General features: G+C 71.5%; 21 protein-coding genes and 1 riboswitch. Of the genes, 12 read left to right on the top strand and 9 right to left on the bottom strand.

Going from position 1 to position 26555, the window contains the following annotated elements; translation table 11 throughout:
- Window positions 1–118: 118 nt before the first annotated feature.
- The 3 genes from OG698_RS20610 (at window position 119) to OG698_RS20600 (ending at window position 3086) form a co-directional block, all read left to right on the top strand.
- A complete protein-coding gene (locus tag OG698_RS20610) occupies window positions 119–910 on the top strand; it encodes a class II aldolase/adducin family protein (protein ID WP_399971129.1) in 792 nt (263 codons plus the stop codon).
- A gap of 257 nt (window positions 911–1167) precedes the next feature.
- Complete coding sequence (locus OG698_RS20605; protein WP_406104592.1) at window positions 1168–2433, top strand: hypothetical protein; 1266 nt, start codon at window positions 1168–1170, stop codon at window positions 2431–2433.
- Window positions 2434–2558: 125 nt separating this feature from the next.
- Entirely contained in the window at window positions 2559–3086 is a 528-nt protein-coding gene (locus OG698_RS20600) for a DoxX family protein (RefSeq protein ID WP_100594822.1), read from the top strand.
- A gap of 121 nt (window positions 3087–3207) precedes the next feature.
- On the opposite strand, the gene OG698_RS20595 is transcribed toward OG698_RS20600, so the two are convergent.
- Together OG698_RS20595 and OG698_RS20590 are read right to left on the bottom strand one after the other, a co-directional pair.
- Window positions 3208–3432: a hypothetical protein gene (locus OG698_RS20595; RefSeq protein WP_406104591.1), complete on the bottom strand. Its 225-nt coding sequence runs from the start codon at window positions 3430–3432 to the stop codon at window positions 3208–3210.
- A complete protein-coding gene (locus OG698_RS20590) occupies window positions 3419–4810 on the bottom strand; it encodes a PspC domain-containing protein (RefSeq protein WP_406104589.1) in 1392 nt (463 codons plus the stop codon). Before OG698_RS20590 ends, OG698_RS20595 begins: the two co-directional genes overlap by 14 nt.
- Window positions 4811–4972: 162 nt before the next feature.
- Between OG698_RS20590 and OG698_RS20585 the strand changes: the two genes are divergently transcribed.
- Genes OG698_RS20585 through OG698_RS20575 form a run of 3 tightly spaced genes read left to right on the top strand, consistent with a single transcriptional unit; the run spans window position 4973 to window position 7677 of the window.
- Window positions 4973–6262, top strand: coding sequence for a PspC domain-containing protein (locus OG698_RS20585; RefSeq protein ID WP_406104587.1), 1290 nt, complete (start codon window positions 4973–4975; stop codon window positions 6260–6262).
- On the top strand, window positions 6259–6984 hold the full coding sequence (locus OG698_RS20580; RefSeq protein ID WP_267893713.1) for a response regulator transcription factor: 726 nt from the start codon (window positions 6259–6261) through the stop codon (window positions 6982–6984). The genes OG698_RS20585 and OG698_RS20580 overlap by 4 nt, the downstream gene beginning before the upstream one ends.
- Window positions 6985–6990: 6 nt before the next feature.
- Window positions 6991–7677, top strand: a complete 687-nt coding sequence (locus OG698_RS20575) for a hypothetical protein (RefSeq protein WP_406104586.1) — start codon at window positions 6991–6993, stop codon at window positions 7675–7677.
- Here OG698_RS20575 and OG698_RS20570 read toward each other — a convergent pair.
- Window positions 7661–8731 carry an NlpC/P60 family protein gene (locus OG698_RS20570; protein ID WP_406104584.1) on the bottom strand — a complete coding sequence of 357 codons (1071 nt, stop codon included), beginning with the start codon at window positions 8729–8731 and terminating at the stop codon, window positions 7661–7663. The genes OG698_RS20575 and OG698_RS20570 overlap by 17 nt on opposite strands.
- A gap of 293 nt (window positions 8732–9024) precedes the next feature.
- Between OG698_RS20570 and OG698_RS20565 the strand changes: the two genes are divergently transcribed.
- Entirely contained in the window at window positions 9025–9378 is a 354-nt protein-coding gene (locus OG698_RS20565; protein ID WP_116510905.1) for a hypothetical protein, read from the top strand.
- Between the two features lies 1 nt (window position 9379).
- Here OG698_RS20565 and OG698_RS20560 read toward each other — a convergent pair whose 3' ends face one another.
- On the bottom strand, window positions 9380–10327 hold the full coding sequence (locus OG698_RS20560) for a tellurite resistance/C4-dicarboxylate transporter family protein (RefSeq protein ID WP_406104583.1): 948 nt from the start codon (window positions 10325–10327) through the stop codon (window positions 9380–9382).
- Between the two features lie 27 nt (window positions 10328–10354).
- Entirely contained in the window at window positions 10355–11524 is a 1170-nt protein-coding gene (locus tag OG698_RS20555) for an NlpC/P60 family protein (RefSeq protein WP_406104581.1), read from the bottom strand.
- A gap of 8 nt (window positions 11525–11532) precedes the next feature.
- Window positions 11533–11682: riboswitch (cyclic di-AMP (ydaO/yuaA leader) on the bottom strand.
- Window positions 11683–11949: 267 nt separating this feature from the next.
- Here OG698_RS20555 and pcrA point away from each other — a divergent pair.
- The gene (gene pcrA / locus OG698_RS20550) at window positions 11950–14460 is read left to right on the top strand and encodes a DNA helicase PcrA (protein WP_406104580.1); all 2511 of its coding nucleotides are present in this window, start codon (window positions 11950–11952) and stop codon (window positions 14458–14460) included.
- Window positions 14461–14516: 56 nt separating this feature from the next.
- On the opposite strand, the gene OG698_RS20545 is transcribed toward pcrA, so the two are convergent.
- The gene (locus tag OG698_RS20545; protein ID WP_406104578.1) at window positions 14517–16133 is read right to left on the bottom strand and encodes a M23 family metallopeptidase; all 1617 of its coding nucleotides are present in this window, start codon (window positions 16131–16133) and stop codon (window positions 14517–14519) included.
- Between the two features lie 221 nt (window positions 16134–16354).
- Entirely contained in the window at window positions 16355–17350 is a 996-nt protein-coding gene (locus tag OG698_RS20540; RefSeq protein ID WP_406104576.1) for a lipase family alpha/beta hydrolase, read from the bottom strand.
- Between the two features lie 439 nt (window positions 17351–17789).
- Between OG698_RS20540 and OG698_RS20535 the strand changes: the two genes are divergently transcribed.
- Window positions 17790–18206: a cobalamin B12-binding domain-containing protein gene (locus OG698_RS20535; RefSeq protein ID WP_100594811.1), complete on the top strand. Its 417-nt coding sequence runs from the start codon at window positions 17790–17792 to the stop codon at window positions 18204–18206.
- 104 nt (window positions 18207–18310) lie between these two features.
- Here the strand turns inward: OG698_RS20535 and OG698_RS20530 are convergent, their stop codons facing one another.
- Window positions 18311–19951, bottom strand: a complete 1641-nt coding sequence (locus tag OG698_RS20530) for a DUF5691 domain-containing protein (protein ID WP_406104574.1) — start codon at window positions 19949–19951, stop codon at window positions 18311–18313.
- Between the two features lie 62 nt (window positions 19952–20013).
- Window positions 20014–21420, bottom strand: coding sequence for an SWIM zinc finger family protein (locus tag OG698_RS20525; protein WP_406104573.1), 1407 nt, complete (start codon window positions 21418–21420; stop codon window positions 20014–20016).
- A gap of 179 nt (window positions 21421–21599) precedes the next feature.
- On the opposite strand from OG698_RS20525, the gene OG698_RS20520 reads away from it, so the two are divergent.
- The 3 genes from OG698_RS20520 to OG698_RS20510 are packed head-to-tail and all read left to right on the top strand — an operon-like array spanning window position 21600 to window position 26331.
- Window positions 21600–22739, top strand: coding sequence for an AAA family ATPase (locus OG698_RS20520; RefSeq protein ID WP_406104572.1), 1140 nt, complete (start codon window positions 21600–21602; stop codon window positions 22737–22739).
- Window positions 22736–25132, top strand: coding sequence for a DUF5682 family protein (locus OG698_RS20515; RefSeq protein WP_406104570.1), 2397 nt, complete (start codon window positions 22736–22738; stop codon window positions 25130–25132). Before OG698_RS20520 ends, OG698_RS20515 begins: the two co-directional genes overlap by 4 nt.
- The gene (locus OG698_RS20510; RefSeq protein ID WP_406104568.1) at window positions 25132–26331 is read left to right on the top strand and encodes a VWA domain-containing protein; all 1200 of its coding nucleotides are present in this window, start codon (window positions 25132–25134) and stop codon (window positions 26329–26331) included. The genes OG698_RS20515 and OG698_RS20510 overlap by 1 nt, the downstream gene beginning before the upstream one ends.
- Window positions 26332–26555: the final 224 nt, after the last annotated feature.

The raw sequence follows: 26555 nt of genomic DNA, 5'->3' as shown, positions 1-26555 counted from the left end.
GCGCGGATACCCGACACCTGCTGTCCGGTATGCGCGGCGCCGCCCGCGACGAGTTCGGCGCACTCTCTTCACCGCCCGCCTCTGTCCTCCTGCGCTCCTCGGAGGTAACTTCCGCTCCATGTCCACGCAGACGCCGCCGCCGGTCCCCACCGAACACCTCCAGTTCGCGATGCCCCCCATCCATGACTCCCCGGCCGACGAGCGTCGGCACCGCATGGAGCGGCTCGCGGGCGCGCTGCGCATCTTCGGGCGTCTCGGCTACGAGGACGGGGTGTCGGGGCACATCACGGTGCGGGACCCGGAGTACGACGACTGCTACTGGGTGAATCCCTTCGGGATGCCGTTCAAGCACGTCACCGTGTCCGACCTGGTCCTCGCCAACGGGGACGGGCAGGTCGTCGAGGGCCGCCGCCATGTGAACCAGGCCGCGTTCACCGTCCATGCCCAGGTCCACCGGGCGCGGCCCGACGTCGTCGCCGTCGCGCACTGCCACTCGCTGTACGGGCGGGCGCTGTCCACGCTCGGTGAGCTGCTCGACCCGATCACCCAGGAGGCGTGCGCCTTCTACGAGGACCACGCGCTGCTCGACGAGTACACCGGCGTGGCCGTGGACCCGGACGAGGGGCGGCGGATCGCGGCCGCGCTCGGCTCGTACAAGGCGCTCATCCTGCGCAACCACGGGTTGCTCACCGTGGGCGACTCCGTCGACTCGGCCGCGTGGTGGTTCCTGTCGATGGAGCGCTCCTGCCAGGTGCAGCTCGCGGCGCGGGCCGCGGGCCGCCCGATTCTGATCGACCACCGCCAGGCCGTGGCGGCACGGGACCAGCTGGGCGGCGACCTGGTGGCGTGGATCAACCATCAGCCCCTGTGGCAGGAGATCAGCAGCGCGGAGCCGGATCTGCTGTCCTGAGCGGAGGGCTGGTGTCGTCCTGAGCCGGGGCGGTGCCGTCTCGAGCCGGGGCAGCGGTGCCTCGAGCCGGGGCCGTCGTCCTCGAGCCGGGGCTGTGGCCTCGGGGGTCAACACCGGCGTTCACTGTTCACCCCCTCTGACCGGACCTGGCGGCCCTGGACGGCCTGGCGTACGGCACAATTCCCAGTCATTACACGGAAGTTGACGCGCGGCCGTTCGGGTCGGGCGGGCTCCGGATGGGAAGGCGGGCGTACCGGGTGGCGGTCCAGGAGGCGCGAGAGGGAACGCACAGCGGGGGCTGCACCTGCGGCGACTGCCCGCACGGGGCGCGCGAAGGGCACCGCAGGGCCGTCGCCGCGTTCCTCGCGAAACGGGACGAACTGGCGGCCGGGCAGGGTCTGCCCATTGCCGTCGCGCACTCGGCGGGCGCGTCCCGCCAGTGGGTCTCGGACGAACTGACCCAGTCCGCGCGGGGCATGGCCGATCGCGGGCGTGCCGAGGGCGACGCGTGGCTCGCCGGGCTGTGGCCGCGCACGGTCGGCGTGGTGTGGGGCGGGTGCGCGCTGCTCCTGATCGTGCAGGCGCTCACGGCGATCGGCGCGGGCTGGACGCCGGCGCGCACGGCGGGACTGCTCGCGGCGGTCGTCGTGAGCGGCCTCCTGACCGGCGCGGCCTACGTCCACCGGGCGGCCGGCGGGGTGCTCGCCCCGGTCGTCGGCGAGGACAACCGCCTGTCCACCTCCCGAGCCGTCGCCGCCTGCTGGGTCCTCGTCGTGGTCTACGCGGTGCTCGTCGTGGCGGGCGAGCTGGCCGGCGCCTCCGGCCACCGCGAACGGGACGCGCTGATCTCCGGCCTTGAACTCGCCCGGGGCGCCGGGGTCGTGACCGTCCTCGCCGTCGTCTGCGGGGTCGCCGTCCTGGTGCGGCGGGTCGTGTGGATGCGCGTGCTGGGCCAGCGCCTGCAGAAGGTGCGCGCGGACCGGCCGCGCGCCGCCGACCTGCTCACGGACGACTCCGGACGTGGCACCTTCGCCGACATCCAGTACGTGCTGATCTCGGCCGTCGCGCTCGTCTTCGTAGCCGTGCGCCTCGCCCGCCGCCCGGGACAGCTGCCGGATCTGCCGTGGGGCCTCGCCCTGCTCGTCCTGGTCTCCGCGGCCACCTACCTCGCGGCCAAGTACGCCGAGGGCGGCCGGCCGGTGATCCTTTCGGTCGTGCGGTCCCGTGAGGCCGGGGACCTGGACGCGCCGATCCGCACCGGCGACGACATCGAGATCCGCGGGGCCGGCTTCGTGCCGCCGGGCGCGGCCACCGCGGACCGGCTCTCCCGGATGATCGTCCGCATCGGTCCCGTGCACGTCCATGTGCCTCTCGTCCCGGTTCAGGGAGGTTTCACCAACCCCACCGACTCGACCCTGACGGTCCCGGTTCCCGTGGACGTCGAGCCGGGGCGGGTCGACGTCCAGGTCGTCACCGCGGCGGGCGTGGAGACGAACCGGTGCGCGATCGACGTTTCGGACTGAGCGTCCGCGTCCGGCCTGCGGCAATAGCTGAACGTTACTGAACAGTCGCGCCCGCTCGTACGTAAAGTCTGGTGACGGGCAATTTCGCGGGCACCGATGCGGGTGCGAGAGGCGGCGGACGGGCGATGACTCATGGCATGCGGACGGATATCCATACCGATTACGTCAACGGCAGGGGCAGCTGGCGGGACAACGCCCAACGGTTTGCACTCCTTCCCTTGCGGATCTTCCTCGGCGTCACCTTCATCTACGCGGGCCTCGACAAGCTGACCGACAGCGCGTTCTTCCACGCCACCGGATCGGGGTCGATCGGTGAGCAGATGCGCGGAGTGCGGGACATCTCCGCCATCCCCGCCATGGTCGACCTGGCACTCAAGAGCCCGACCGGCTTCGGTTACGCGATCGCCTTCGGTGAACTGGCCGTCGGTATCGGCACGTTGATCGGTCTGCTCGCCCGGCTCGCCGCCGTGGGCGGCATGCTGATCTCGCTCAGCCTGTGGCTGACGGTGAGCTGGGCCACCGAGCCGTATTACCTCGGCAACGATCTTGCCTATCTGATGGCTTGGCTGCCGCTGGTGCTTGCGGGGGCTTCGGTGTTTTCGGTGGATGCGATGCTTGCGGCTCGGCGCCGGGCCCGGGGCGGGCTTGGCTGACGGGTTTCTTCGTGCGGCGGGGGCTTTGGGGCCCGTGTCGCGTTCTTGGCTGTTGGCCGGTTGCGGCTGGGCGCGCAGCTCCCCGCGCCCCTCGGCGGGCGCCAGTGCGCCGTTTCCGGTCCTACGGGGAGCTGGAGTCCGTCGGACGGGGTCTTTGGCGGCGGCGGATCGCGTAGGTTGCTGTGCCCGCTACTGCGGCCAGGACCAGGCCGGCGGCGACCAGGGGGATCACCGCGAACCACTCCACCTCCCAGCCGCCCAGCGCGGCGCCCAGGTAGAGGACTCCGGCCGCGGTCAGGAACAGGCCCGCGATCAGCTTTCCCGGCTGGAAGTCATGACGTGGCACGGGCCACCTCCGCCTGTCCGACACCGACTTTGAGCCGCAACTCGACCGTGCCGCCGTCCTCGCTGCCCACCGGTGGTGTGAGGGTCACCCTCTGCTCCTGTCTCGGACGGATGTCCACGTCCTGTGTCTTTTCGTCCGGCAGCCGGATGTCACCGACGCCCACCTCGGCCCGCAGCACGACCGTCGCGTCCTTCGGCACGACGACCTTGAGCTGCCCCGCCCCGACCTCCGCTCTCGTCGTCAGCGTCTTGCCCTTGCCGAGATCGATCCCGCTCAGATCGAGCGTGCCGACGCCCGTTCCCAGCTCGTACACCGGCTCCACCTGGGCGACCGAGGCCGGGGTCCAGTGGGTGCGCATCCAGTGGGTGGTGATGTTGGAGGGGAGCGCGGCCGACGCGGCGAGGAGGCCCGCCGTGATGACCGCGAGGATGATCGAGCCGGCGCCGGTCCGTCCGACGAAGGCGCTGAGCGCGATGCCCAGACCGAAGACGACGAGCGCGCTCGCGAGACCGGCCTGGAGGGCCGTGCCGAGCGGGTGGCCGTCCCAGGTCGCCGCCGTGCCCGCGCAGCCCGCGGCCAGCGCGAGCAGGAACGTCCAGCCGCCGATCCAGCGCGGCCCGCGCTGCTTGGGTGCCCCGCCCTTTGGGCCGTGGGAGGAGACGTCAGGGCCCCAGGTCGTCCGGTGCCCGTGTGCCGTGGGCTCGTACCGGATGTCGACGCCGCTGTCGGGCCCCCAGAAGTACCCGGTCCCTCCGACGTGGGTGCCGTCCTTGACTATCGGGTCCCGCCACCAGGACGGCGCCCCGGTGACGGGCGGCGCCTGCGCCTCGGGCGGCGCGTCGGCCACGGTCTGCGCGGCCAGAGGGTCGGGGTCGGCCGCTCGGCGCTGCTGGGACCAGTACCCCGCGGCCGCGAGGAGCAGGGCGAGGACGGCGGCGAATGTCAGCACTCCGCCGTTGTTCAGCATGGAGAGGAAGAGCCCGCAGCCGACGAGCGCGAAGAGCACGGCCGTCAGCGCCGGGCCGTCCACGCGGCCGGAGAGGAGCTTGCGCGCCTCGTTCTCCTCCTCGTCGTCGTACGGGACGAAGAGCCAGGCGAAACCGTAGAAGATCAGGCCGAGCCCGCCCGTCGCGGCGAGCACGGCGAGGCCGATCCGGAAGATCACCGGATCCATGTCGCAGTGCCGGCCGAGTCCCGCGCACACTCCGCCCAGCGTCCCGTGCCGCCGGTCGCGCCGGAACTTGCTCGGCGGCGCGGGGACGCCGGGCTCCTGTCCCGGTGCGGGCGGCGCGGACGCACCGCCGGAGCCGCGCCCGGGCACCGCGTCCTGCGGCTGCCCGGCCTGCGCTCCCGTCGAGGCGTGCTGGTGATCTGTCATGCGTCCATCGTGACGGGCCGAGGCCCGCCGCGGCAGTCGGGACGACCCTGGACCAACCCTGATATCGCCCCTGACGGCGCTCGGGGCCGGGCCGGAGATCAGGGGAGTCTCCGGGCTGAACCCTGATGCCCGGGGTCCGCCCCACGTGTGACCATCAATGGCATGCCGGAAGCCGCAGCACCCCCCATTGACGTCCCGCGGCCGCCGCGCAAGCTCTACCGCTCCAGCGACGGACGCTGGCTCGGCGGAGTGGCGCGGGGGCTCGCCGGGCATCTCGGCCTGCCCGTGATCTGGGTGCGGCTCGTCTTCGTGGGCCTGTTCATGGCGGACGGCCTCGGCGCTCTCCTGTACGCGGCGTTCTGGTTCTTCGTCCCGCTCGGCGTCGGAGGCGTGGGCAGCGAGCGGACCCCTGCCTTCACCACGGAGACGGCTACGGACGGACGGCGCAGACTCGTCGCCCGCAAGCCGGACAAGGGGCAGATCGTCGCCCTGCTCCTCATGGTCGTCGTGTCGATGGTGTTCGTCGGCAATGTGAATCTGGCGGGGAACGCGAAGGCGTATCTGTGGCCGACGCTCCTCGTCGGTGCGGGCGTGGCTCTCGTCTGGCGCCAGGCGGACAATGCGCGCCGGGCCCGCTGGATGGAGGTCGGCCGCCGCAAGCGGACGCTGAATCTGGCGCGGGCCGCGGCGGGTGTCGTACTCGTCGGGGCCGGTGTCACCGGGATCTTCGTGCTCCAGGGGTCGGCCGAGCACCTCGGCTCCATCCTTCAGGCCGCCCTCGCCGTCCTCGTCGGTATCGCCCTTCTCGCCGGCCCCTATCTCGTGCGCATGACGCAGGATCTGTCCGAGGAGCGCCTCATGCGGATCCGCGCGCAGGAGCGGGCGGAGGTCGCGGCCCATGTCCACGACTCGGTCCTGCACACCCTCACGCTGATCCAGCGGAACGCGGAGAGCGCGAACGAGGTGCGGCGCCTGGCCCGCGCACAGGAGCGAGACCTGCGGGCCTGGCTCTACAGACCGGAGGGGAACGGGAAGGACGAGGCGGAGGAGCCCGGCACGGTCGCGGAGGCGGTCAAGCGCAGCGCGGCCGAGGTCGAGGACAAGCACGGGGTGCCCCTCGAGGTGGTGGTGGTCGGCGACTGCCCGCTCGACGACGGTCTCTCGGCACAGATGCAGGCTGCGCGGGAAGCGATGGTGAATGCCGCCAAGTACGGTGGCGAGGGCGGTGCGGTCCAGGTCTATGCCGAGGTCGAGGAGGAGACGGTGTTCGTGTCCGTACGCGACCGGGGCCCCGGTTTCGACCTCGACTCGATTCCCGCGGACCGGATGGGCGTACGAGAATCGATCATCGGCCGGATGGAGCGCAACGGCGGCACGGCGCGGCTGCGCGCGGTGCCGGACGGCGGCACGGAGGTCGAACTGACCATGAAGAGGGCGGAGAAGACCCCATGAGTGACGAGCAGGTCAAGCCGGACGCGACCGCGGCGAGCGAGCCGGAGACGGAGCCGGTCGGCCGTCACGCACGCGTGGTCCTTGTCGACGACCACCGGATGTTCCGCACCGGCGTCCAGGCGGAGATCGGCCGCACGGAGACGACGGGCGTCGAGGTGGTCGGCGAGGCCGCGGACGTGGACCAGGCGGTCACGGTCATCACGGCCACCCGCCCCGAGGTCGTCCTCCTCGACGTGCACCTTCCCGGTGGCGGCGGCGTCGAAGTCCTGCGCCGCTGCGCCCCGTTGATGGCGGCGGCCGACAACCCGGTCCGCTTCCTGGCCCTTTCCGTGTCGGACGCCGCGGAGGATGTCATCGGCGTCATCCGCGGTGGCGCCCGCGGGTACGTCACCAAGACGATCACCGGCACGGACCTGGTCGACTCGATCTTCCGCGTCCAGGACGGCGACGCGGTCTTCTCGCCGCGTCTGGCGGGCTTCGTCCTCGACGCGTTCGCGTCCACGGACGCCCCGCCGGTCGACGAGGACCTCGACCGCCTCACGCAGCGCGAGCGCGAGGTCCTGCGCCTCATCGCCCGCGGTTACGCGTACAAGGAGATCGCCAAGCAGCTGTTCATCTCCGTCAAGACGGTCGAGTCCCATGTCTCGGCGGTCCTCAGAAAGCTCCAGCTGTCGAACCGCCACGAGCTGACGCGGTGGGCTACGGCGCGACGCCTGGTGTGACGGGCGGTGACGACGCGTCTTCCGCAGTCCGCGCTGAGCAGCGGCGCCATATTCCACCTCGTCGGTCTCGCGGCCGACGCGGCCGAATCGGGTGATCCGCTGGAGTGGCAGGTGCTGCGCTACCAGCGCATTCAGGGGGTGGAGTACACCCGCTCGTACTGGACCTGGCCGCTGCAGCCGGCCGCGGCCCAACTGGACTATCTGGCCCACACGTTCACCGAGGAGTTCTTCTCGACCTGCCCGCCGTCCGCCCGCACCCTGTGGAGTCGTGCGGCGGGAACTCGGACTGTGCCCGAGTTCATGAACGACCTGGCGACGCTCCTGAGGATGGCGTGCCGCGAACCCGAGGCGACGTATGAGGAGATCCCGCTCGCCCGCTGGGAGCTGGCGGTGAGATTTCCGCGGCTGCTCGGCCTCGAGACCTGGCTCGACCCGGCTTTCACCGACCAGGAGGACCCGATCCGCGCGGCGACAGAGAGCGAACACCCCTACTGCGCCGAGTTCTTGCCGGAGCTGATCGCCCAGGTGACACAGGCGCTCGCCCTCTGCCGGGACTCGGAGGCGTTCGCCGCGCAGCTGCGCGCGCACTGCGGCTCCGCGGCCCCCGGGGTGCTGGCCGAAGTGGCGGACCTCGCGTACGACCACATGGCGCGCGAGCACCGTAACGGCACTCTCGTCACGCCACCCGCGTAGCCCCGGCGAACGGCATCTCGTCGATCGGGGCGATGCGGACCGGGGCGCTCGGGTTCGGGGCGTGGATCATTTTGCCGTTGCCGATGTAGAGGCCCACGTGGCTGATGCCCGAGTAGAAGAACACCAGGTCGCCCGGCTGGAGTTGGGAGCGCGGGATGCGAGGGCCCGCGTTGATCTGGGAGTACGTGGTGCGCGGCAGGGAGATGCCCGCCGAGCGGTACGCGGCCTGGGTGAGGCCGGAGCAGTCGAAGGCGTTCGGGCCCGTGGCGCCCCACACATAGGGACTGCCGAGGGCGCTGTAGGCGTAGGAGATGGCTGCCGCCGTGCGGGAGTCCGGGGCCTTGGGCAGGGCGCCGGACGGCACCTCGCGGGAGGAGTCCGAGCGGGAGGCGCGGCCGGCCGCGCCGCTGTCGCCGGCGCCCGCTCCGACGCCGGTGCGCTCGGCCGCCGGTAACTGGTCGAGCAGACGCTTCGCCTCGGCCAGCTTCCCGGTGACCGTCTTTTTCTGCTTCCTCAGCTCTCCCTGCCGCTTGCGCAGCTCGGCGAGCCGGCCGTCGGCCTCGGAGCGCAGCTGGTCGATCTGCCGGAGTTCGCGCTGCACGCGCCCGACCGCGGAGGCCTGCCGGGTGCCGAGCCGGTCGGCGAGCGCCGCGTTGTCGAGGTACTGGGCGGGGTCGGAGGACAGGACGAGCTGGACCGCCGGGTCGAGGGCGCCCGTGCGGTACTGCGCGGCGGCGGCCGAACCGAGCGCTTCGCGCTGGGTGTTGAGCCGGTCCGTCCTGCGGGCCGCCTCGTCCCGCAAGGAGCCGAGCTTCTTCTCGGCCTTGTCCGCCTTCTCCTTGGCGCCGTTGTACTTCTCGGTGGCCTTCTCGGCCTCCTGGTAGAGCTGGTCGACCTTCGCCTTCACCTGGCTCGGGGTGAGCCGGGGATCCGCGTGCGCCGCGCCGTCCAGGGCGGTGGCGGTCGCCGCGGAGGCGAGAGCGAGGGTCGCCGCGGTGCGGGCCGTGGGGCCGGTGAGCGAGCGCTGTCGGGGCTTGCGGTGCGCTGCCGACACGAGGGGCACGTCCTTCCGGTACGTACTGCTTACGCGTCCGGCGGCGGCCCGCACAGGGGAAGCGGGCCGCCGCCGGACCTTTCTCGGCGGTAGGTGCCCGACTGCCGCCCCTGAGCGGGGCGGGGGTGGGGAGCCGGTCACCTGAGGAAGGACGCTAAACCTGACCGTCACGGGTTGGTGACGGATTGTCCGCAACTGGTCCTCGTGTTCCGGGTATGACCGTATGTGACCGGCGCGGGACCGGTGCGGGCCGGTTCATGGAGGCAGTGAGGCCCCGGCTAGGCTCGACGGTCATGGACGTACTCATCCACCTCTTCGTCGGCCTGCACATCATCGGCATCGCCTCGCTCCTCGGTGGGTTCCTCACCCAGATGAAAGCGATGGGCAAGGGAACGGCCCGGTTCGTCCCGGCGATGCTGCACGGCGCGCTGACCATGCTGGTCACGGGTGTCGTCCTGGTGGGCCTGAACCAGGCGGACGACAACACCGTCAACAACATCAAGATCGGCGTGAAGCTCGCGCTGCTGATCGTGATCCTCGGCCTCGTGTACGTGAAGCGGGACGACGAGAAGGTGGACAAGGGGCTGTTCGGCCTCGTAGGCCTCCTGACCACCGCGAACATCTTCATCGCGGTGCTCTGGACCTGAGTCAGGCGGGTGTTCGGGACCTGAACGTCCCGAACAGGGTGGCGAGCCACGCGGCCACCGCGATCCACACCAGTACCTGCCCCGGCCCCTTGAGCCAGGGCACATCGGCGGCGGCGCTCACGGACAGTGCCGCCGCCGCTGTCATTCCCATCGGGAAGACCGTCGACCAGCGCCGCACGTCGTAACGCGGCCTGGGCCACCGCACCTCCGCCAGCGCCAGCACGACGTACCAGGCAGCATCGAGCGCGAGCAGCAGGAAGCTCATGGTGCGCAGGACGTCCGTGTCGTCGCTGTTCCACAGACCCGTCGCGACGAGCTTCGACGCGGCGAGTGCGGAGATGGCGAGCGCGCCGCCCGCGACCCAGTGGTCCCCGGCGCCGGAGGCCACCTCGCGCAGGTCGAAGTGGAGCAGCGCGAAGCAGTACAGGATGATCCCGCCCCAGAAGAGCACCATCCCGGTGAACGCGAGCCAGTGCGCGCCGACCGCGGGCGCGAGCGTCGCCGCCAGGACGACGAGGCCCTGCGTCGCGACACAGCCGAGGAACACGGACCCCGGCATCCGCGGCTTCCAGTGCCGTACGACGTTGATCAGGAGCACCGGCCAGACGAGCGCGGACAGAGCGAGGAGCGCCTCGGCCAGGATCTGCCAGCCGGACAGGGAGATCCGCGTGCCGAGGACGGTCGTCGCCGCGACCGCGGTGAGCGCGGGCGGGGTGTCCGCCTCGGACTCCCAGCGGTCGCGCTCCCGCACCAGCCGTTTCGCGAAGTCCGCCGCGAGGAGCAGCCAGAGGGCGGCGGCGAGCACCAGCATGATGCCGGACAGCACCGAGTATCCGGTGAGTCGCAGGCCGACCGAAATGATGCCGGTGGCCATGACGGCGGCGCCGGCGGCCGGTGGGAGCTGGGACCACGTGGGTCCGGGACGTGGGGTTGCGTTCGGGCCGCGCACCGCCCGAACGTAACCCCACGAAGGCGGTCAGGCCGGGCGCACCACGCTGTGGATCGGCATGTAGTAGATCGACTCGACGCGGACGTTCGCGCCCGGCTTCGGCGCGTGGATCATCTTGCCGTCGCCTATGTAGATGCCGACGTGGCTGATGTCGTCGTAGAAGAAAACCAGGTCACCGGGCTTGGCGTCGGCCGTGGTGACGGTCGTGCCGACCTTGACCTGGTCCCAGGTCGTGCGCGGCAGCGTGATGCCGGCCGCCTTCCACGCGGCCTGCGTGAGGCCCGAGCAGTCGTACGAGTCCGGGCCCGTGGCGCCCCACACGTACGGCTTGCCCATCTGGGACTCGGCGAAGGCGATGACCTTCGCCGCCTTGGTGGCGTAACCGCTGCCGGTGCTCCCGGAGCCCGTACCCGTACCCGTCCCCGAACCGGTGCCGGTGCCCGGGTTCTCCGTCTGGCGCGCCTCCTCGGCCGCCTTGCGCTTGGCCTCCGCCTCGGCCTGCTGACGCGCCAGCTCCTCCGCCTTCTTCCTGGCGGCCTCCTGCTTCCTCTTCTCGATCGCCGCGAGCCGCGCCTTCTCCTCGGCGGTCAGCTTCGAAAGGAGTTCGCGGGCGTCACCGAGCTTCTGCTGGACGTCCCTCTTGGTGCTCTTGAGCGTGGCCTGCGAAGTGGTCAGCGTCTCCAGGCTCTTGGCCGCCTCCGTGCGCTTCTTCGTGGTGGCGGCCTGCTCGGTCTGATAGTCGTCGACGGCCTTCTTCTGGCGGCTCGTGAGCCGGCTCATCAGATGGTCCTGGTCGAAGTAGTCCTGCGCATCGTCGGCGAGGAGCAGCGTCGCGGTGTCGGAGACGGCGCCCGTGCGGTACTGGGCCGCGGCGAAGGTGCCGAGTTCCTGGCGGGCCTTGTTGAGCTTCTCGGTGCGCTGCGCGACGTCGTCGAGCAGCTCGCCGACGCGCTTCTGCTGCTTGGTGGTGCGCTCCTTGGCCGCGTTGTACTTCTCCGTGGCCACGCCCGCCTGGTGGTAGAGGGTGTCGACCTTCTTCTGGACCTCTTCCAGGCTCGGCTTCGGCGGCGCGGAGGGGGCGGCGGTCGCGGTCTGCGAGAGCAGGGCGATGGAGGTGAGGGCCGCCGTGGTGATGCCGGCGACGGGGGCCGTGCGGGGGCCGGCTGTTCTGGTGCGTGGCTTGCGGTGCGACGCCAAGGGTCGCGTCTCCTTCCCATGACCGCCTACCGGGTTAGCTGTCGGGTTCGGGCGGAGATTCGGAAGGCTGCCCTACGGCCGCGCCCTGACGGGTCGTCGGCCGATTCACCCCAAAGGTCGTGGGTCCCCGGTTCCATGCCTTTCGGCGTACTGAACTCAGCGGGGGCGACCCGCTCGCGGCGCGGTTACCGGCGGGGGGACGGGTGGCCCGCGGAGCACGCTAGCCAACTCGTGTGGCTGCTGTGAAGGTTGATGTTCGATATGCCCGATACATTTTCGTGACCTTCGGCAATCTTGATTGTGACCTCCGGTAACCCTTGCTGAGGGTGATTACCGCACTACGAGAGGTGGCCGGGTCCGTGAAGTCGGGGGAAGTTTCCGGGACGGCCGTGGGTGTCAGTGGGGCGGCCTAGACTCGTAGAGCGATGAGCAGCCTCTTTGACGACAGCTTCCTGGCGGACCTCACGGCTTCGAAGGCCAGTGAGGAGCATGCCCCGCCGCCGCCCGAGGACGACACGGCTCCGGAGCACATTCCGGACGACCTGTTCGACGGGAAGTTCGACGTGCCCCCGGCCAGGGACGCGTACTACCGGGACGGCGCCCCACGCCCGGCGCTAGACCCGGCGGCGCTCCTCGACGGGCTGAACGAGAACCAGAAGGCGGCCGTCGTCCACGGCGGCTCCCCGCTGCTCATCGTGGCGGGCGCGGGTTCCGGCAAGACCCGCGTGCTCACGCACCGCATCGCGTACCTCCTCGGCGAGCGCGGTGTGCACCCCGGCCAGATCCTCGCGATCACGTTCACGAACAAGGCCGCGGGCGAGATGAAGGAGCGCGTCGAGTCCCTCGTCGGCCCGCGGGCGAACGCGATGTGGGTGTCGACGTTCCACAGCGCCTGCGTCCGCATCCTGCGCCGCGAGTCGAAGAAGCTCGGCTTCACGTCGTCGTTCTCGATCTACGACGCCGCCGACTCCAAGCGCCTCATGGCCCTGGTCTGCCGCGACCTCGACCTGGACCCGAAGAAGTTCCCGCCGAAGTCGTTCAGCGCCAAGATCTCGAACCTGAAGAACGAGCTGATCGACGAGGAGGACTTCGCAGGTCAGGCCGCCGACGGCTTCGAGAAGACCCTCGCCCAGGCCTACGCGATGTACCAGTCCCGCCTCCGCGAGGCGAACGCGCTGGACTTCGACGACCTGATCATGACGACGGTGCACCTCCTGCGCGCCTTCCCGGACGTCGCCGAGCACTACCGCCGCCGCTTCCGCCACGTCCTGGTCGACGAGTACCAGGACACGAACCACGCGCAGTACGCGCTGGTCAGGGAGCTGGTGGGGTCGGCCGACAGCGGCCGCGGGGAGGACGAGCCGCCCCGCGCGGACGACCTCCCGCCGGCAGAGCTGTGCGTCGTGGGTGACGCCGACCAGTCGATCTACGCGTTCCGCGGAGCCACCATCCGCAACATCCTCCAGTTCGAGGAGGACTACCCCGACGCGACGACGATCCTGCTGGAGCAGAACTACCGCTCGACGCAGACCATCCTCTCCGCGGCCAACGCGGTCATCGAGCGCAACGAATCCCGCCGCCCCAAGAACCTGTGGACGAATGCGGGCGCGGGTGCGCAGATCACCGGCTACGTCGCGGACACCGAGCACGACGAGGCGCAGTTCGTCGCCGACGAGATCGACCGGCTCACGGACGCGCGCGACGCGAAGGCCGGCGACGTCGCCATCTTCTACCGGACGAACGCGCAGTCCCGTGTCTTCGAAGAGATCTTCATCCGCGTCGGCCTGCCCTACAAGGTCGTCGGCGGAGTCCGCTTCTACGAGCGCAAGGAGGTCAGGGACGTTCTGGCCTATCTGCGGGTGCTCGCCAACCCCGAGGACTCCGTCCCTCTGCGCCGCATTCTCAATGTGCCGAAGCGCGGCATCGGCGACCGCGCCGAAGCGATGATCGACGCGCTTTCCCAGCGCGAGAAGATCTCCTTCCCGCAGGCGCTGCGCCGCGTCGACGAGGCGTACGGCATGGCGGCCCGCTCGACGAACGCGGTGAAGCGGTTCAACACGCTGATGGAGGACCTCCGCACGATCGTCGAGTCGGGCGCGGGCCCGGCCACGGTCCTGGAGGCCGTGCTCGAACGGACCGGCTATCTGGCCGAGTTGCAGTCGTCGACGGACCCGCAGGACGAGACGCGCATCGAGAACCTTCAGGAACTCGCGGCCGTGGCCCTGGAGTTCGAGCAGGAGAGCGCGACGGCGGACGGCGCGGCCGAGGGTGCGGGCGAGGCGAGCGTCGGTACGCTCTCCGAGTTCCTGGAGCGGGTCGCGCTCGTCGCCGACTCCGACCAGATCCCGGACGAGGAGGACGACGGCTCCGGCGTCATCACACTGATGACGCTGCACACGGCCAAGGGCCTCGAGTTCCCGGTCGTCTTCCTGACCGGTATGGAGGACGGCGTCTTCCCGCACATGCGCTCCCTCGGCCAGGCCAAGGAGCTGGAGGAGGAGCGCCGCCTCGCCTACGTCGGCATCACGCGCGCGCGTGAGCGGCTGTATCTGACGCGCTCCACGCTGCGCAGCGCCTGGGGCCAGCCCTCGTACAACCCGCCGTCGCGCTTCCTGGAGGAGATCCCGGACGCGCATCTGGAGTGGAAGCGGACCGGCGCCATGGCGCCCGCCAAGTCGGCGGGTCCGACGAGCGGTATCGCCGCGTCTCTCTCGTCGTCGCGCTCGCGCGCGACACCGGCGTTCGCCACGCGCCGGGCGACGGAGAAGCCGGTCGTCGCGCTGTCCGTGGGAGACCGGGTCACGCACGACCAGTTCGGCCTCGGCACGGTCGTCGGAGTCAAGGGCACAGGGGCGAACGCGGAGGCGACGGTCGACTTCGGCGAGCCCAAGCCGAAGCGCCTGCTTCTGCGGTACGCGCCGGTGGAGAAGCTGTAGCTCTGTAGGCCGGTGGGGAAGCCGTAGGGAGGCCGCCCGCCGGAGGCTCGGCCCTACTACGTCGGGTCGAGCCCGTGGCTGCGGAGCCACGGGAGCGGGTCGACGGCAGAGCCGCCGCCGGGACGCACCTCGAAGTGCAGGTGCGGACCGGTGGAGTTGCCGGAGTTCCCGGAGTGCGCGATGAGGTCGCCGGCCTTGACCGGTCCGCTCATGACGGCGTGGCTGGAGAGGTGGCAGTACCAGGTCTCCGTGCCGTCCTTCGCCGTCAGGATCGTCATGTTCCCGTAGGCGCTGTTCCACTGCGTACGGACGGTGCCGTCGGTCGCGGCCATCACCGGGGTCCCGTACGAGACGGGGAAGTCGATCCCGGTGTGCACGGACATCCAGTTGATACCGGCCTGCCCGAAGTACGCGCTCAGCCCGCGCTGCTTGACCGGGAGGGCGAACTTGGGACGCAGCCGCTCCTTGCGCGCCGCTTCCTCCGCCGCCTGCTTCCGCTCGGCCTGCTGCTTGGCCCTGAGGTCGATACGTTCCTGGGTGCGGCTCGCCCGGTCGGCGAAGTCGCCCGCGTCCGCGGAGAGGTCCGCGAGCTGTGTGTCGAGCTTGTTGTTGGCGACAGAGGGCTTCACGGCGGTCGCGTCCGGTGCCGAGGCCGCCGTCGTGTCCTTGCTGTCGTCGCCGCCGAGCCCGCCGACGGAGGCCGCGGCTACTCCCGCGACACCCATCACGCACACCGAGGGCACCGCGACGGTGAGCAGCGCGGAGCGCTTGGCGGGGGAGCGGCGGCGGGAGCGGGCGCGCTGGGCCGGGGTGACGGGGGCGGGCCGCTCGTCGCGGGCAATGATTTCCTCGCCGTCGTCGAGGTCCTCGCCGTAGTTGTCGTGGCGATCGTCGTTGTGGCTCAACTCGGGCTCGGGGGCGTCGGGTTGGCCGTATTCGTGCCGTGCGTCGGGGTCGTTGTCGTCGACTTCGGTGCCGGCGGAGTTCCACGCGGTGGCGTCGTACGCGCCGGTGTCGAAGGTCTGCGCTTCGAAGGTCTGTGTTGCGAAGGGCTGGGCCTCGAACGCCTGCGTCTCATAGGCCTGAGCCTCGAACGCCTGGGTCTCGAAGCCCTGCGCGTCGAAGGTTCCGGTCTCGTAAGTCCCGGTCTCGAAGGCCGCCGGTGCCTGGAAGGTCTGCGTGGCGAACGCGTCCTGCGTGGTGAATCCCTGCGCCTGCGCCCCGAAGGCGTTCGCGTCCCACTGCCCGGTCTGGTCGGCCCACGCGCTGTTGTCCCACTGGCCGGAATGGTCCGGTCCGGACTGGGCCGGAATACCGCCGAGTTGCTCGTGAGCGGCGGTCCCCCAGGCAGCGGTGGTGTCGTAGCTGCCGGTGCCGTACGCGGAGGCGTGCTGCTGCGCCGCGTACGGGTCGTGGTGCTGGGAGTCCTGCGTCGTCAGTGTCTGGTGCGCGCCGGTCGCCCACTGGCCGCTGTCGTACGAGCCGGTGCTCTGCGCGCCGGGAAGGTCCCCGAAGAGGGGGTCGGCCGCGAAACCGCCGGTGGCGTAGCCGTCGTAACCGGTGTAGTCGCCGTACTGCGCGCTCTGCTGGTCATACGGAGCGTAGGGCGCGTAGTCGGCGTCCTGAGCCGGGGCCGGGGAGGTCTGAGTCCCCGACGGGTGACGGTCGTTCACCAACTTCTCTTTCGCCTCGACAACAGGGGCTGCCAGAGCAGTGCGGTGACTGTACCCGGCGGTACGCGGGCTCGACAATCTTCGGCAGGTTTCCCGTTCGCAGGAAACGGGCATTCGGCCGTCTTTCGGCGGACTGTGGGCAGAGCTTTGGCCCTGCGTTCGAGAATCGTTCGACGTTTGGCCAGTTCGGAGACCGTTCCGGGGGCACGTTCACGCCACGGTCACGCCACCGTCAGGCCGCCCACCGCGTCGGCGGCGCGCCCTCCTTCCGTCTCCTCGGCGTCGAGTGCCTGCCGTATACCGGCGGCGACCGCCGGGTGGACGGGGAGCGCGAGGTGTCCGACGCCGGTGACGCGGACGTTCTGCGCGATGAGGTCGGGGTGGTCGATGCAGGCCGTCTCCAGCGGAACCATGATCTGGTCGAGGTCGCTCCAGAAGCTCACGAAGTGGGTGCGGCAGCCGGGGGCGGGCCGGGACAGCTCCTCGATGACGGTCGAGCCGGGGCGCATCTGCCGGACGATCGGGTGCGCGTTCATCAGCGGCGCGACCGTGGTCCCGCTGTGCGGGGTGCCGAGCGACACGAGGGTGCGTACGCGCAGATCGCCTCCCAGGCACTGCACGTAGTAACGGGCGATGAGTCCGCCGAGGCTGTGCCCCACGACGTCCACGCGGTCGTGGCCCGTGCGCTCGCAGATCTCCTCGACATGGCGGGCGAGCAGCGCGGCGGCGGTGCGGATGTCGTAGGTCAGCGGCGAGTAGTTCAGCGACTCCACATGGTGCCGGCCGTGCTGGGCGAGGGAGCGGCGCAGCAGGAGGAAGACGGAGCGGTTGTCGATGAAGCCGTGCAGCAGGAGAACCGGCGGCTTGCTCTCGGTGACCGGCAGGCGGGCGCTGAGGCTGTCGGGGGTGCTGTGGGCGTTCTGGGCCTCAGACCCCGGCAGCGTGGTGCTCTCCGTCAGGTACGAGGCATCGTCGGCGCCCTCGTCCAGGCCCTTGGGGGCGGGGGTGTAGCCGAGCGCAGGGAGCTCCGGGGCGGCCCTGCGCTCCTGGATGATGCCGGAGGGGTACAGCAGGAGGTGCCCGGCGAGGATCGCGACCTCGAGAGCGGTCGCCTTCAACAACGAGACGGAGACCCCGGCCAGTCTGGCGGGGAACACCAGTCTGGTGGGGATCAGCTGACAGAGCGGGCGAAAAGGCAGGATGCTCGTGACCTTCATGGCCGACCTCCCGTCGGCACCCGGGAAAACGGCTCTGTCTCCCGTGTGCCCTCATGGGAAGCATGCGCCGAGGTGGCCGACGATGCGCGTCGTACGCGGGCTGTGACGCCTTGGTGCCCGTGTGTGACCGTCGCGGTGCGTTACGAAAACTCCGTACGTACCGCGGCGCCGATGCGCCGTGCCGCCCGCCGCGCGGCCGGCGGCGGTGTGGTGGTGCGGCTGTCTCTTTGCGGCTCCCCTTGCGCCAGAGGCCCCCGTATGCGGCTTCTGAACCGCCTGCGGCGGCTGTGGCGCGCAGCGAACGTGTCCCAACGTGTGATTTCCCCCTCGCTCCGCACCGCGAAACGGTCGGTTGCGGGATGCTGTCGATAACGTTCGTTCACTTCCCGGGTACGCATCAGGTCAGGTATCGGGTAGAAGTCGCTTCATGGAGGCAGTGATGGGTGTGGCAGCCGGTCCGATCCGCGTGGTGGTCGCCAAGCCAGGGCTCGACGGTCACGATCGCGGGGCCAAGGTGATCGCGCGGGCGCTGCGCGATGCCGGTATGGAGGTCATCTACACCGGCCTGCACCAGACGCCGGAGCAGATCGTCGACACGGCGATCCAGGAGGACGCCGACGCGATCGGTCTCTCGATTCTTTCCGGGGCGCACAACACGCTCTTCGCGCGCGTCATCGAGCTCCTCGTGGAGCGCGACGCCGCGGACATCAAGGTGTTCGGCGGCGGGATCATCCCCGAGGCGGACATCGCTCCGCTCAAGGAGAAGGGCGTCGCGGAGATCTTCACCCCGGGCGCGACGACGGCGTCGATCGTGGACTGGGTCAACGCGAACGTCCGTCAGCCTGCCGGGGCTTGATCCCTCCGGGCCCTCCCGGGTGAGGGCGCAGGGGTGCCGGTTCGGTGTGCGGTCTTCGCTCCGCCCGAACCGGACAGTCCCCTTTGCCCTGCCTCACCCCGTACTTATTGCGCTTGCGCCCCTCTCAACTCGTCCCGCATCGCCTGCCGCAGGCGCAACGTGCTGACCAGGCGCTGGAACGCTTCCGACCAGTAGCCCCCGGCTCCGGGGGCCGCGTCCTCCGGTTCGTCCGGGGTGGCGGTGAGGCCTTCGAGCCGGGACGCTTCCGCGGGGTCCAGGCAGCGTTCGGCCAGGCCCATGACGCCGCTGAAACTCCAGGGGTAACTGCCCGCGTCCCGCGCGATGTTCAGCGCGTCGACCACGGCCCGCCCGAGTGGCTCGGCCCAGGGCTGCGCGCAGACCCCGAGCAGCTGGAACGCCTCGGACAGGCCGTGCGTCGCGATGAACCCCGCCACCCACTCGGCGCGTTCACCGTCGGGGAGTGCGCCGAGGAGTTTCGCGCGTTCGGACAGCGATACGGCGCCCGGGCCTCCGGCGTCCGGTGAGGCGGGTGCGCCGAGGAGCGCGCGCGACCATACGGCGTCCCGCTGGCGCACAGCGGCCCGGCACCAGGCGGCATGCAGTTCGCCCTGCCAGTCGTCGGCCACCGGCAGCGCGATGATCTCTTCCGGCGTGCGCCCGCCGAACCGCGCGGTCCAGCAGCCGAGCGGCGTCGCCTCGACCAACTGGCCCAGCCACCACGACCGTTCGCCCCGGCCCGTCGGCGGTTTGGCGGCGACACCGTCCCGCTCCATGCCCGCGTCGCACTCGTGCGGTGCCTCGACGGTGATCGTCGCCGCGCCCTGGGTGCGGTCGACGGCGACGCAGGAGGCGGCGCGCGAGGCCATCCGGGCTGCCAGCGCCGAGCCGGGGAGTGCGGAGAGCAGCTCGGCGGCCGTGGCTCTGACGTTGCGGCTGCGGTCGGACAATGCCTGTTCCAGGAACGGCTCGTCCGTGTCGCCGAGCCCCGACCGCAGTGAGTCGAGGAACATCAGCCGGTCCTCGGCCCGCTCGGCGGGCCAGGTGGTTGCGAGCAGGTCCCGCGCCGCGTCCGGGCTGTGTGCGCGCACCCGGGCCAGGAGTGTGACCCGCTCGGCGAACAGGCCTTCCTCCCACAGGCGTTGCACGTCTGCCCCGTCCTCGGGCGCCGGGAGTGCCGTGCCGCCGCCGGGGGCGGCACGGAGCGCGAACTTCCAGTCCGGGTTCAGCCGGGCCAGCCACAGTGCGCGCGGGCCGGCGAACGTGAGGGCCTGCGGCCGCAGATCCGTGCGCCCGCGCGCCGCGTCGAGGAGTGCGGGGAGGAGATCCGGAGGGGCCGCGTACCCCTTTGCGTTGGCCCCGGCCAGCCACTGGGGCAGCAGCTCCATCAGGTCGGGGGCCGTGCCGCGGCGGCCGCCTCCGGTGCCGGGGCGGTCGGTGAGCAGCATCGCCAGTCTGCGTCGCGCGGGGGCGGGGAGCAGGGGCCGCGGGTCGTCCGCCGCCCGTGCCGGAAGTGCGGCAGCGGGTGCGGGCCGCAGTCCGGCCCGCCGTCGTACGGTCTGTACGGCGGCGGCGTCGAGCAGGGCGGTGGGTGCGTCGGCGCCGGTCGAGCGGCCTGGCGGCGTCCGCCGGTCCGTGCCGAGCAGGGCGACGGTGACCAGCTCTTCCCATGGGTCACCGGTGGTGGTGCTGGTGGGTGTGGCGCCGGCGGTCGAAGGTCCGTTCATGTCGCTCCTCTCCAGGGGATGGGTCCGCGTAGTCGTTTCCGTCGTCTCTGTCGTCCGGCTCGTCAGCACAGCGCCACCGCTTCTCCCGGGCCTTCGGGCCAGGCCGTGAGAGGGGTGAAGCCCCGGTGACCGCATTCGCCGAAGACGGTGACTGGGGCTCCGCCGGACAGCGCCGCCAGCCGCCACAGCCCCGGGCTCGAAGCGGCCTGCGGCGTGATCGGGAGCGCCAGCCGCTCCGAGGCCGGTCGCGCCGCATGGGGTCGTGTCAAGTCATCGTCCGCATCAGCAAGTTGCCAGCCGCTGCCGCTGCCGCTCGCCTCATCCGGCGTGGGTATGACCCGACTCAGCGTCACCGGCCACGACTCCAGCCAGGGGTCGCGGCCCAGCGCGTCCCCGTACCGAGCCGCCGCCTCCGCCACACCTGCCCCCTTGGGCCGTACGGGACTTGGGGCGGGCGCCGTGAACTGTTCGCCCAGGTCGGCGCGGAGCTGCCCGTCGCCCGCGTACGCGCGGAGCTCGGCGTCCAGCGCCAGGCCGACCGGCAGTGAGAGCGCCGGGGCGCGGCCCGCCGCCCCGTAGGAGAGGAGGAGCGCCGTGTGGCCGGACTCCGTCCCGTACAGCCATATCCGGCGTGTGGTGAGCCGGCTGTCGGCCGTGTCGTACTGCGCCAGGACCAGCCATCGGTCCCGGGCCGGCCGCCCTTCCGCCGACGACGGCAGCCCGATGCGGGAGCGGACCGTCGAGGCGAGTCCGGCGGGGAGCAGGTCGCGGCGCAGCCAGCCGCTGTCGAGGAGGTGCAGCATCGCGCATTCCTCCAGGAGCCGGACGGGCCAGCCGGGGCCGGACGCGGGTATCGAACCCAACTCCCTTACCCGCGCGGCCAGTCCGGGCGCCTGCGCGTCCACCATGCGTGCCGCGGTCTCCTCCCACATCCCGTAACCGGCCTGCTCGGCCGAGGCGAGGCCGCCGCGCAGCAGGTCCGCGAGCCGCTGCTCCAGCTCGCTCGCGCCCGCCGTGACCCGCTCGGCGCGCCGCTCGGCCCTGCGGCGCGCGGCCTCGGGATCGGCGGCGGCGCCGCCGGCCGCATCCGTCTCCCGCTTGGTCCGCGCCCGCTTCCTGCGCCCTTCGGCCCACTGCTCCGCCCAGTCCGGAAGCGTCTGCGCGTCCGGCACCGAGCCGTCCGCACCCGCCCACAGGAGGAGGAGCCCGAGGGCGTGCTTGCACGGGAACTTACGGCTCGGACAACTGCACTTGTAGGCCGGGCCCGCCGGGTCCGCGACGTCCACGACCGTCTGATACGGCTTGCTGCCACTGCCCTTGCAGAGCCCCCACACCATCCCCTCGCCCGAACTTCCCGCCTCCGACCAAGGTCCGGCGACGCCGAGTTTGCTTCCCGCCTTGCGTGACGGGGCGTCAGGCGCCAGTGCCAGCACCTGGTCCGCCGTCCAGCGCACCCCCTGCTGAGTCATGTTCTCGAAGGTAGGTCCCGCCACTGACAATCGGTCGTGGCGCGGGTGTTCGCACAGGTCAGCGGCGTACGACCGGTGATTGTCAGTGGCGTGGTGCACGGTGGAGTCACATCCCGGCCGAGTGCTCGGGATGTGCCGGACGTGCCGGCCGAGCCCGGCCGAAATCGAGGGGGATCGCCATGACCGTGTCCGTCGAACCGACCGAGAAGAGCGCCGCGTCCGCGGGGGACCAGGGCGCCGCGCAGGCACTGCGGCCGCATGCCGAAGACGCCTTCGCCGCCGAACTCGCGGCGCTGGCCGCGCAGGACGACCGGCCGCGCCCGGAGCGCTGGCTCCTCTCGCCGTGGGCCGTCGCCACGTATCTGCTCGGCGGGACGCTGCCCGACGGGACCGTCATCACGCCGAAGTACGTGGGGCCGCGCCGCATCGTCGAGGTCGCCGTCACCACGCTCGCCACCGACCGCGCCCTGCTGCTGCTCGGTGTGCCGGGCACCGCGAAGACCTGGGTCTCCGAGCATCTCGCGGCCGCCGTCAGCGGCGACTCGACGCTGCTCGTGCAGGGCACGGCGGGCACCCCCGAGGAGGCGATCCGCTACGGGTGGAACTATGCGCGACTTCTCGCGCACGGCCCGAGCCGGGACGCCCTCGTGCCCAGCCCCGTCATGCGCGCCATGTCCGAGGGCATGACGGCCCGGGTCGAGGAGCTGACCCGTATCCCGGCCGATGTACAGGACACGCTGATCACGATCCTGTCGGAAAAGACGCTGCCGATACCGGAGTTGGGCCAGGAGGTGCAGGCCGTCAGAGGCTTCAACCTGATCGCCACGGCGAACGACCGGGACCGGGGGGTCAACGACCTGTCGAGCGCGCTGCGCCGCCGTTTCAACACCGTCGTGCTTCCGCTGCCGGAGAGCGCTGAGGCGGAGGTCGACATCGTCTCGCGCCGCGTCGACCAGATCGGCCGTTCCCTCGACCTGCCGGCCGCTCCGGACGGCACCGACGAGATCCGCCGCATCGTCACGGTCTTCCGGGAGCTGCGGAGCGGCGTCACCGAGGACGGGCGTACGAAACTGAAGTCGCCGAGCGGCACGCTGTCCACGGCCGAGGCGATCTCGGTCGTGACGAGCGGGCTCGCGCTGGCCGCCCACTTCGGGGACGGGGTGCTGCGGCCGTCCGACGTCGCGGCGGGCATCCTCGGGGCCGTCGTCCGTGACCCGGCCGCGGACCGGGTGATCTGGCAGGAGTATCTGGAGGCCGTCATCCGCGAGCGGGACGGCTGGAAGGACTTCTACCGCGCGTGCCGCGAGGTGAGTGTATGAGCGAGCGGGGGAGGGGGCAGGGACCGCTGCTGCTCGGGGTGCGTCACCACGGCCCCGGTTCGGCCAGGGCTGTCCGGGCCGCGCTCGACGCGGCGGGTCCGAGTGTGGTCCTGGTCGAGGGGCCGCCCGAGGCGGACGCCCTGGTGGCGCTCGCCGCCGACGAGGGCATGGTGCCGCCGGTCGCGCTGCTGGCACATGTCGTGGACGAGCCGGGGCGCTCCGCGTTCTGGCCGCTGGCCGAGTTCTCCCCGGAGTGGGTCGCGATCCGGTGGGCCCTGGAGCGGGACGTTCCGGTCCGCTTCATCGACCTGCCGGCGGCGCACAGCCTGGCCCTGCGCGACCAGGGCGCGACGCAGGACGACCCCGAGGGGGACGGAGAGCAGGGCGAGGACCAGGGCGGGGGGCAGGGCGAGGAGGATTCCAGGGAGGCGATGCGCGTCGATCCGCTCGCCGTACTCGCCGAGACCGCGGGGCACGACGACCCGGAGCGCTGGTGGGAGGACGTCATCGAGCACCGGGGCGCGTCGGGGGACGCGTTCGCGCCGTTCGAGGCGCTCGGCGAGGCGATGGGCGCGCTGCGGGAGGAGTACGGCGACGGCGGGCACGAGCGGGACCTCGTGCGGGAGGCCTATATGCGCCTTCAACTGCGCACCGCACAGAAGGAGTTCGGGGACGGTGTCGCGGTGGTGTGCGGCGCCTGGCACGTTCCCGCGCTGTATGTGAAGACCACGGTCGCCGCCGACCGGGCCACCCTCAAAGGGCTGCCCAAGGCCAAGGTCGACATGACCTGGGTGCCCTGGACGCACCGCCGGCTCGCCCGGGCCGGCGGATACGGAGCGGGTATCGACTCGCCCGGCTGGTACGGGCATCTGTTCAGCGCCCCGGACCGGCCCGTCGAACGCTGGATGACCAAGGTCGCCGGGCTGTTCAGGGACGAGGACAGGATCGTGTCGTCGGCGCACGTCATCGAGGCGGTGCGGCTCGCCGAGACGCTCGCCGCGATGCGGGGCCGTCCGCTGGCCGGGCTGACCGAGACCACGGACGCGATCCGCGCCGTGATGTGCGAGGGATCGGACGTACCGCTGTCGCTCGTCCACGACCGGCTCGTCGTCGGGGACGCACTCGGCGAAGTCCCGGACGCGGCGCCCGCCGTGCCGCTGCAACGCGACCTCACGCGGCTCCAGCGCTCCCTGCGGCTCAAACCGGAGGCTTCGGAACGGGAGTTGGAGCTCGACCTGCGCAGGGAGACGGACGCGGCGCGCAGTCGGCTCCTGCACCGGCTCCGCCTCCTCGACGTCGGCTGGGGCGAGGCGGCACGGTCCACGCGCGCCTCCACGGGCACGTTCCGGGAGACCTGGCTGCTGCGCTGGGAGCCCGAGCTGTCCGTGCGCGTCGCCGAGGCGGGGGTCTGGGGGACGACCGTGCTCTCGGCGGCCACCGCCAGAGCCGAGGCGGACGCGATCGGCGCGCCGGCCCTCGCCGACGTCACCGCCCTCGCGGAGCGCTGCCTCCTCGCCGAACTGCCGGATGCGCTCCCGGTGGTGATGCGTGTGCTGGCCGACCGCGCCGCGATGGACGCGGACGTCGGCCATCTCGCCCAGGCCCTGCCCGCCCTCGTCCGCTCCCTGCGCTACGGCGATGTGCGAGGGACGGACACCCAGGCGCTGAGCGAGGTGGCGGCCGGTCTCGCCGAGCGCGTCTTCGTGGGCCTGCCGCCCGCGTGCGCGGGGCTCGACGGGGACGCCGCGGCGGAGATGCGCGGCCATGTGGACGCGGTGCACGCGGCGGTGGGGCTCCTGGAGGACGACGGGACGGCCGGACACAGAGGCCGCTGGCACTCCGTGCTGCGGGTCCTCGCCGCACGCGACAGTGTGGCCGGCGTGATCCGGGGGCGGTGCGCGCGGCTGCTCCTCGACGACGGACAGCTGGCCGAGGGCGAGGCCGCGCGGCTGATGGGGCTCGCCCTCTCGCCCGGCACCGGGCCCGCCGAGGCCGCCGCGTGGATCGAGGGGTTCGTGGGCGGCGGCTCCGGCGGCGGGCTGCTCCTCGTACACGACGAGCGGCTGCTCGCACTCGTCGACGACTGGCTGACGGGAGTGTCCGCTGACGCGTTCACGGACGTACTGCCGCTGCTTCGCCGCACGTTCTCCGCCTACGAATCCGGTGTGCGCCGCACGCTGGGGGAGCTGGTGCGGCGCGGGCCCGCGGGGGCGGGACCCACGGCGGCCGTGGGGACGGCGCCGCCGGGGTTCGCGCCCGGCCTCGACCAGGTGCGCGCGGACTCGGTGCTGCCGGTGCTGCGGCTGCTGCTCGGGACGGACGACGCCGACGCCGGATCCGACTCGGGAACCGGTTCCGGCCCGGGTGACAACGACCTTGTGGGGGTGGCCTGATGGCGGTCGACCAGGTGGACGAGCTCAGCGGGGGAGCCCGGGACGAGCGGATGCGGCGCTGGCGGCTCGTGCTCGGCGGGGACGAGGCGGACGGCACCGGATGCGCGCTCGGCGGCCAGGACGCGGCGATGGACGGCGCCCTGACCGCGCTCTACGGGGGAGGTGACAAGGCCGAGCGGGGGCGTCACCGCTCGGCCGGCCTCGGGGCGTCCGCGGCCTCCGTGGCGCGCTGGCTCGGCGACATCCGGACGTACTTCCCGTCCTCCGTCGTCCAGGTCATGCAGCGAGACGCCATCGACCGCCTCGGCCTGTCCGCGCTCCTGCTCGAACCGGAGATGCTGGAAGCGGTCGACGCCGACGTGCACCTCGTCGGCACGCTGCTCTCCCTCAACAAGGCGATGCCGGAGACGACGAAGGAGACGGCACGCACCGTCGTGCGGAAGGTCGTCGAGGACCTGGAGAAGCGCCTCGCCACGCGGACCCGCGCGACGCTCACCGGCGCGCTCGACCGCAGTGCCCGTATCAACAGGCCCCGCCACCACGACATCGACTGGAACCGCACGATCGCGGCCAACCTCAAGAACTACCTGCCGGAGTACCGCACCGTCGTCCCCGAGCGGCTCATCGGATACGGCCGCGCGTCCCAGTCGGTGAAGAAGGAGGTCATCCTCTGCATCGACCAGTCGGGTTCGATGGCTGCCTCGGTTGTCTACGCCTCCGTGTTCGGCGCTGTGCTGGCCTCGATGCGGTCCATCAACACCAGGCTCGTCGTGTTCGACACGGCCGTCGTCGACCTCACCGACCAGCTCGACGACCCGGTCGACGTCCTGTTCGGCACGCAGCTCGGCGGCGGCACCGACATCAACAGAGCGCTCGCGTACTGCCAGTCGCAGATCACGCGCCCCGCGGAGACCGTCGTCGTCCTCATCAGCGACCTCTACGAAGGGGGAATCCGGAACGAGATGCTGAAGCGGGTCGCCGCGATGAAGTCGTCAGGAGTGCAGTTCGTCACGTTGCTCGCGCTGTCCGACGAAGGGGCACCCGCGTACGACAGGGAGCACGCGGCGGCGCTCGCGGCCTTGGGAGCACCGGCGTTCGCCTGCACGCCGGATCTTTTCCCGGAGGTGATGGCGGCGGCGATCGAGAAGCGGCCGCTGCCGATACCGGACTCGGAGAACCCGGCGAACGGGGCGTCGTAGGTGCGGGACGTCGTAAATCCGGACATGACTACCCATCGGTAACAGGGGGCTTGCGCAACCTCGGGCGTCCCGTGCAAGGATCGGCGCGGCTCTTCTCATCCCCGAGCCCACGCGTCCCGCGTCCCCGCGCCCCTCGTACGGGAGGGTTCCCCACTTTGACTTCCCCGGTCGCTCTGCCTGTTGCCGCTCTGCGCGTCGTGCGCGCAGCGGCCGGGCGGCGTGCG

The sequence above is a fragment of the Streptomyces sp. NBC_01003 genome, from assembly GCF_045162695.1.
GTDB lineage: Bacteria > Actinomycetota > Actinomycetes > Streptomycetales > Streptomycetaceae > Streptomyces.
Note: the sequence above shows the minus strand (reverse complement) of the source record. Positions and strands in the feature narration are given on the sequence as shown.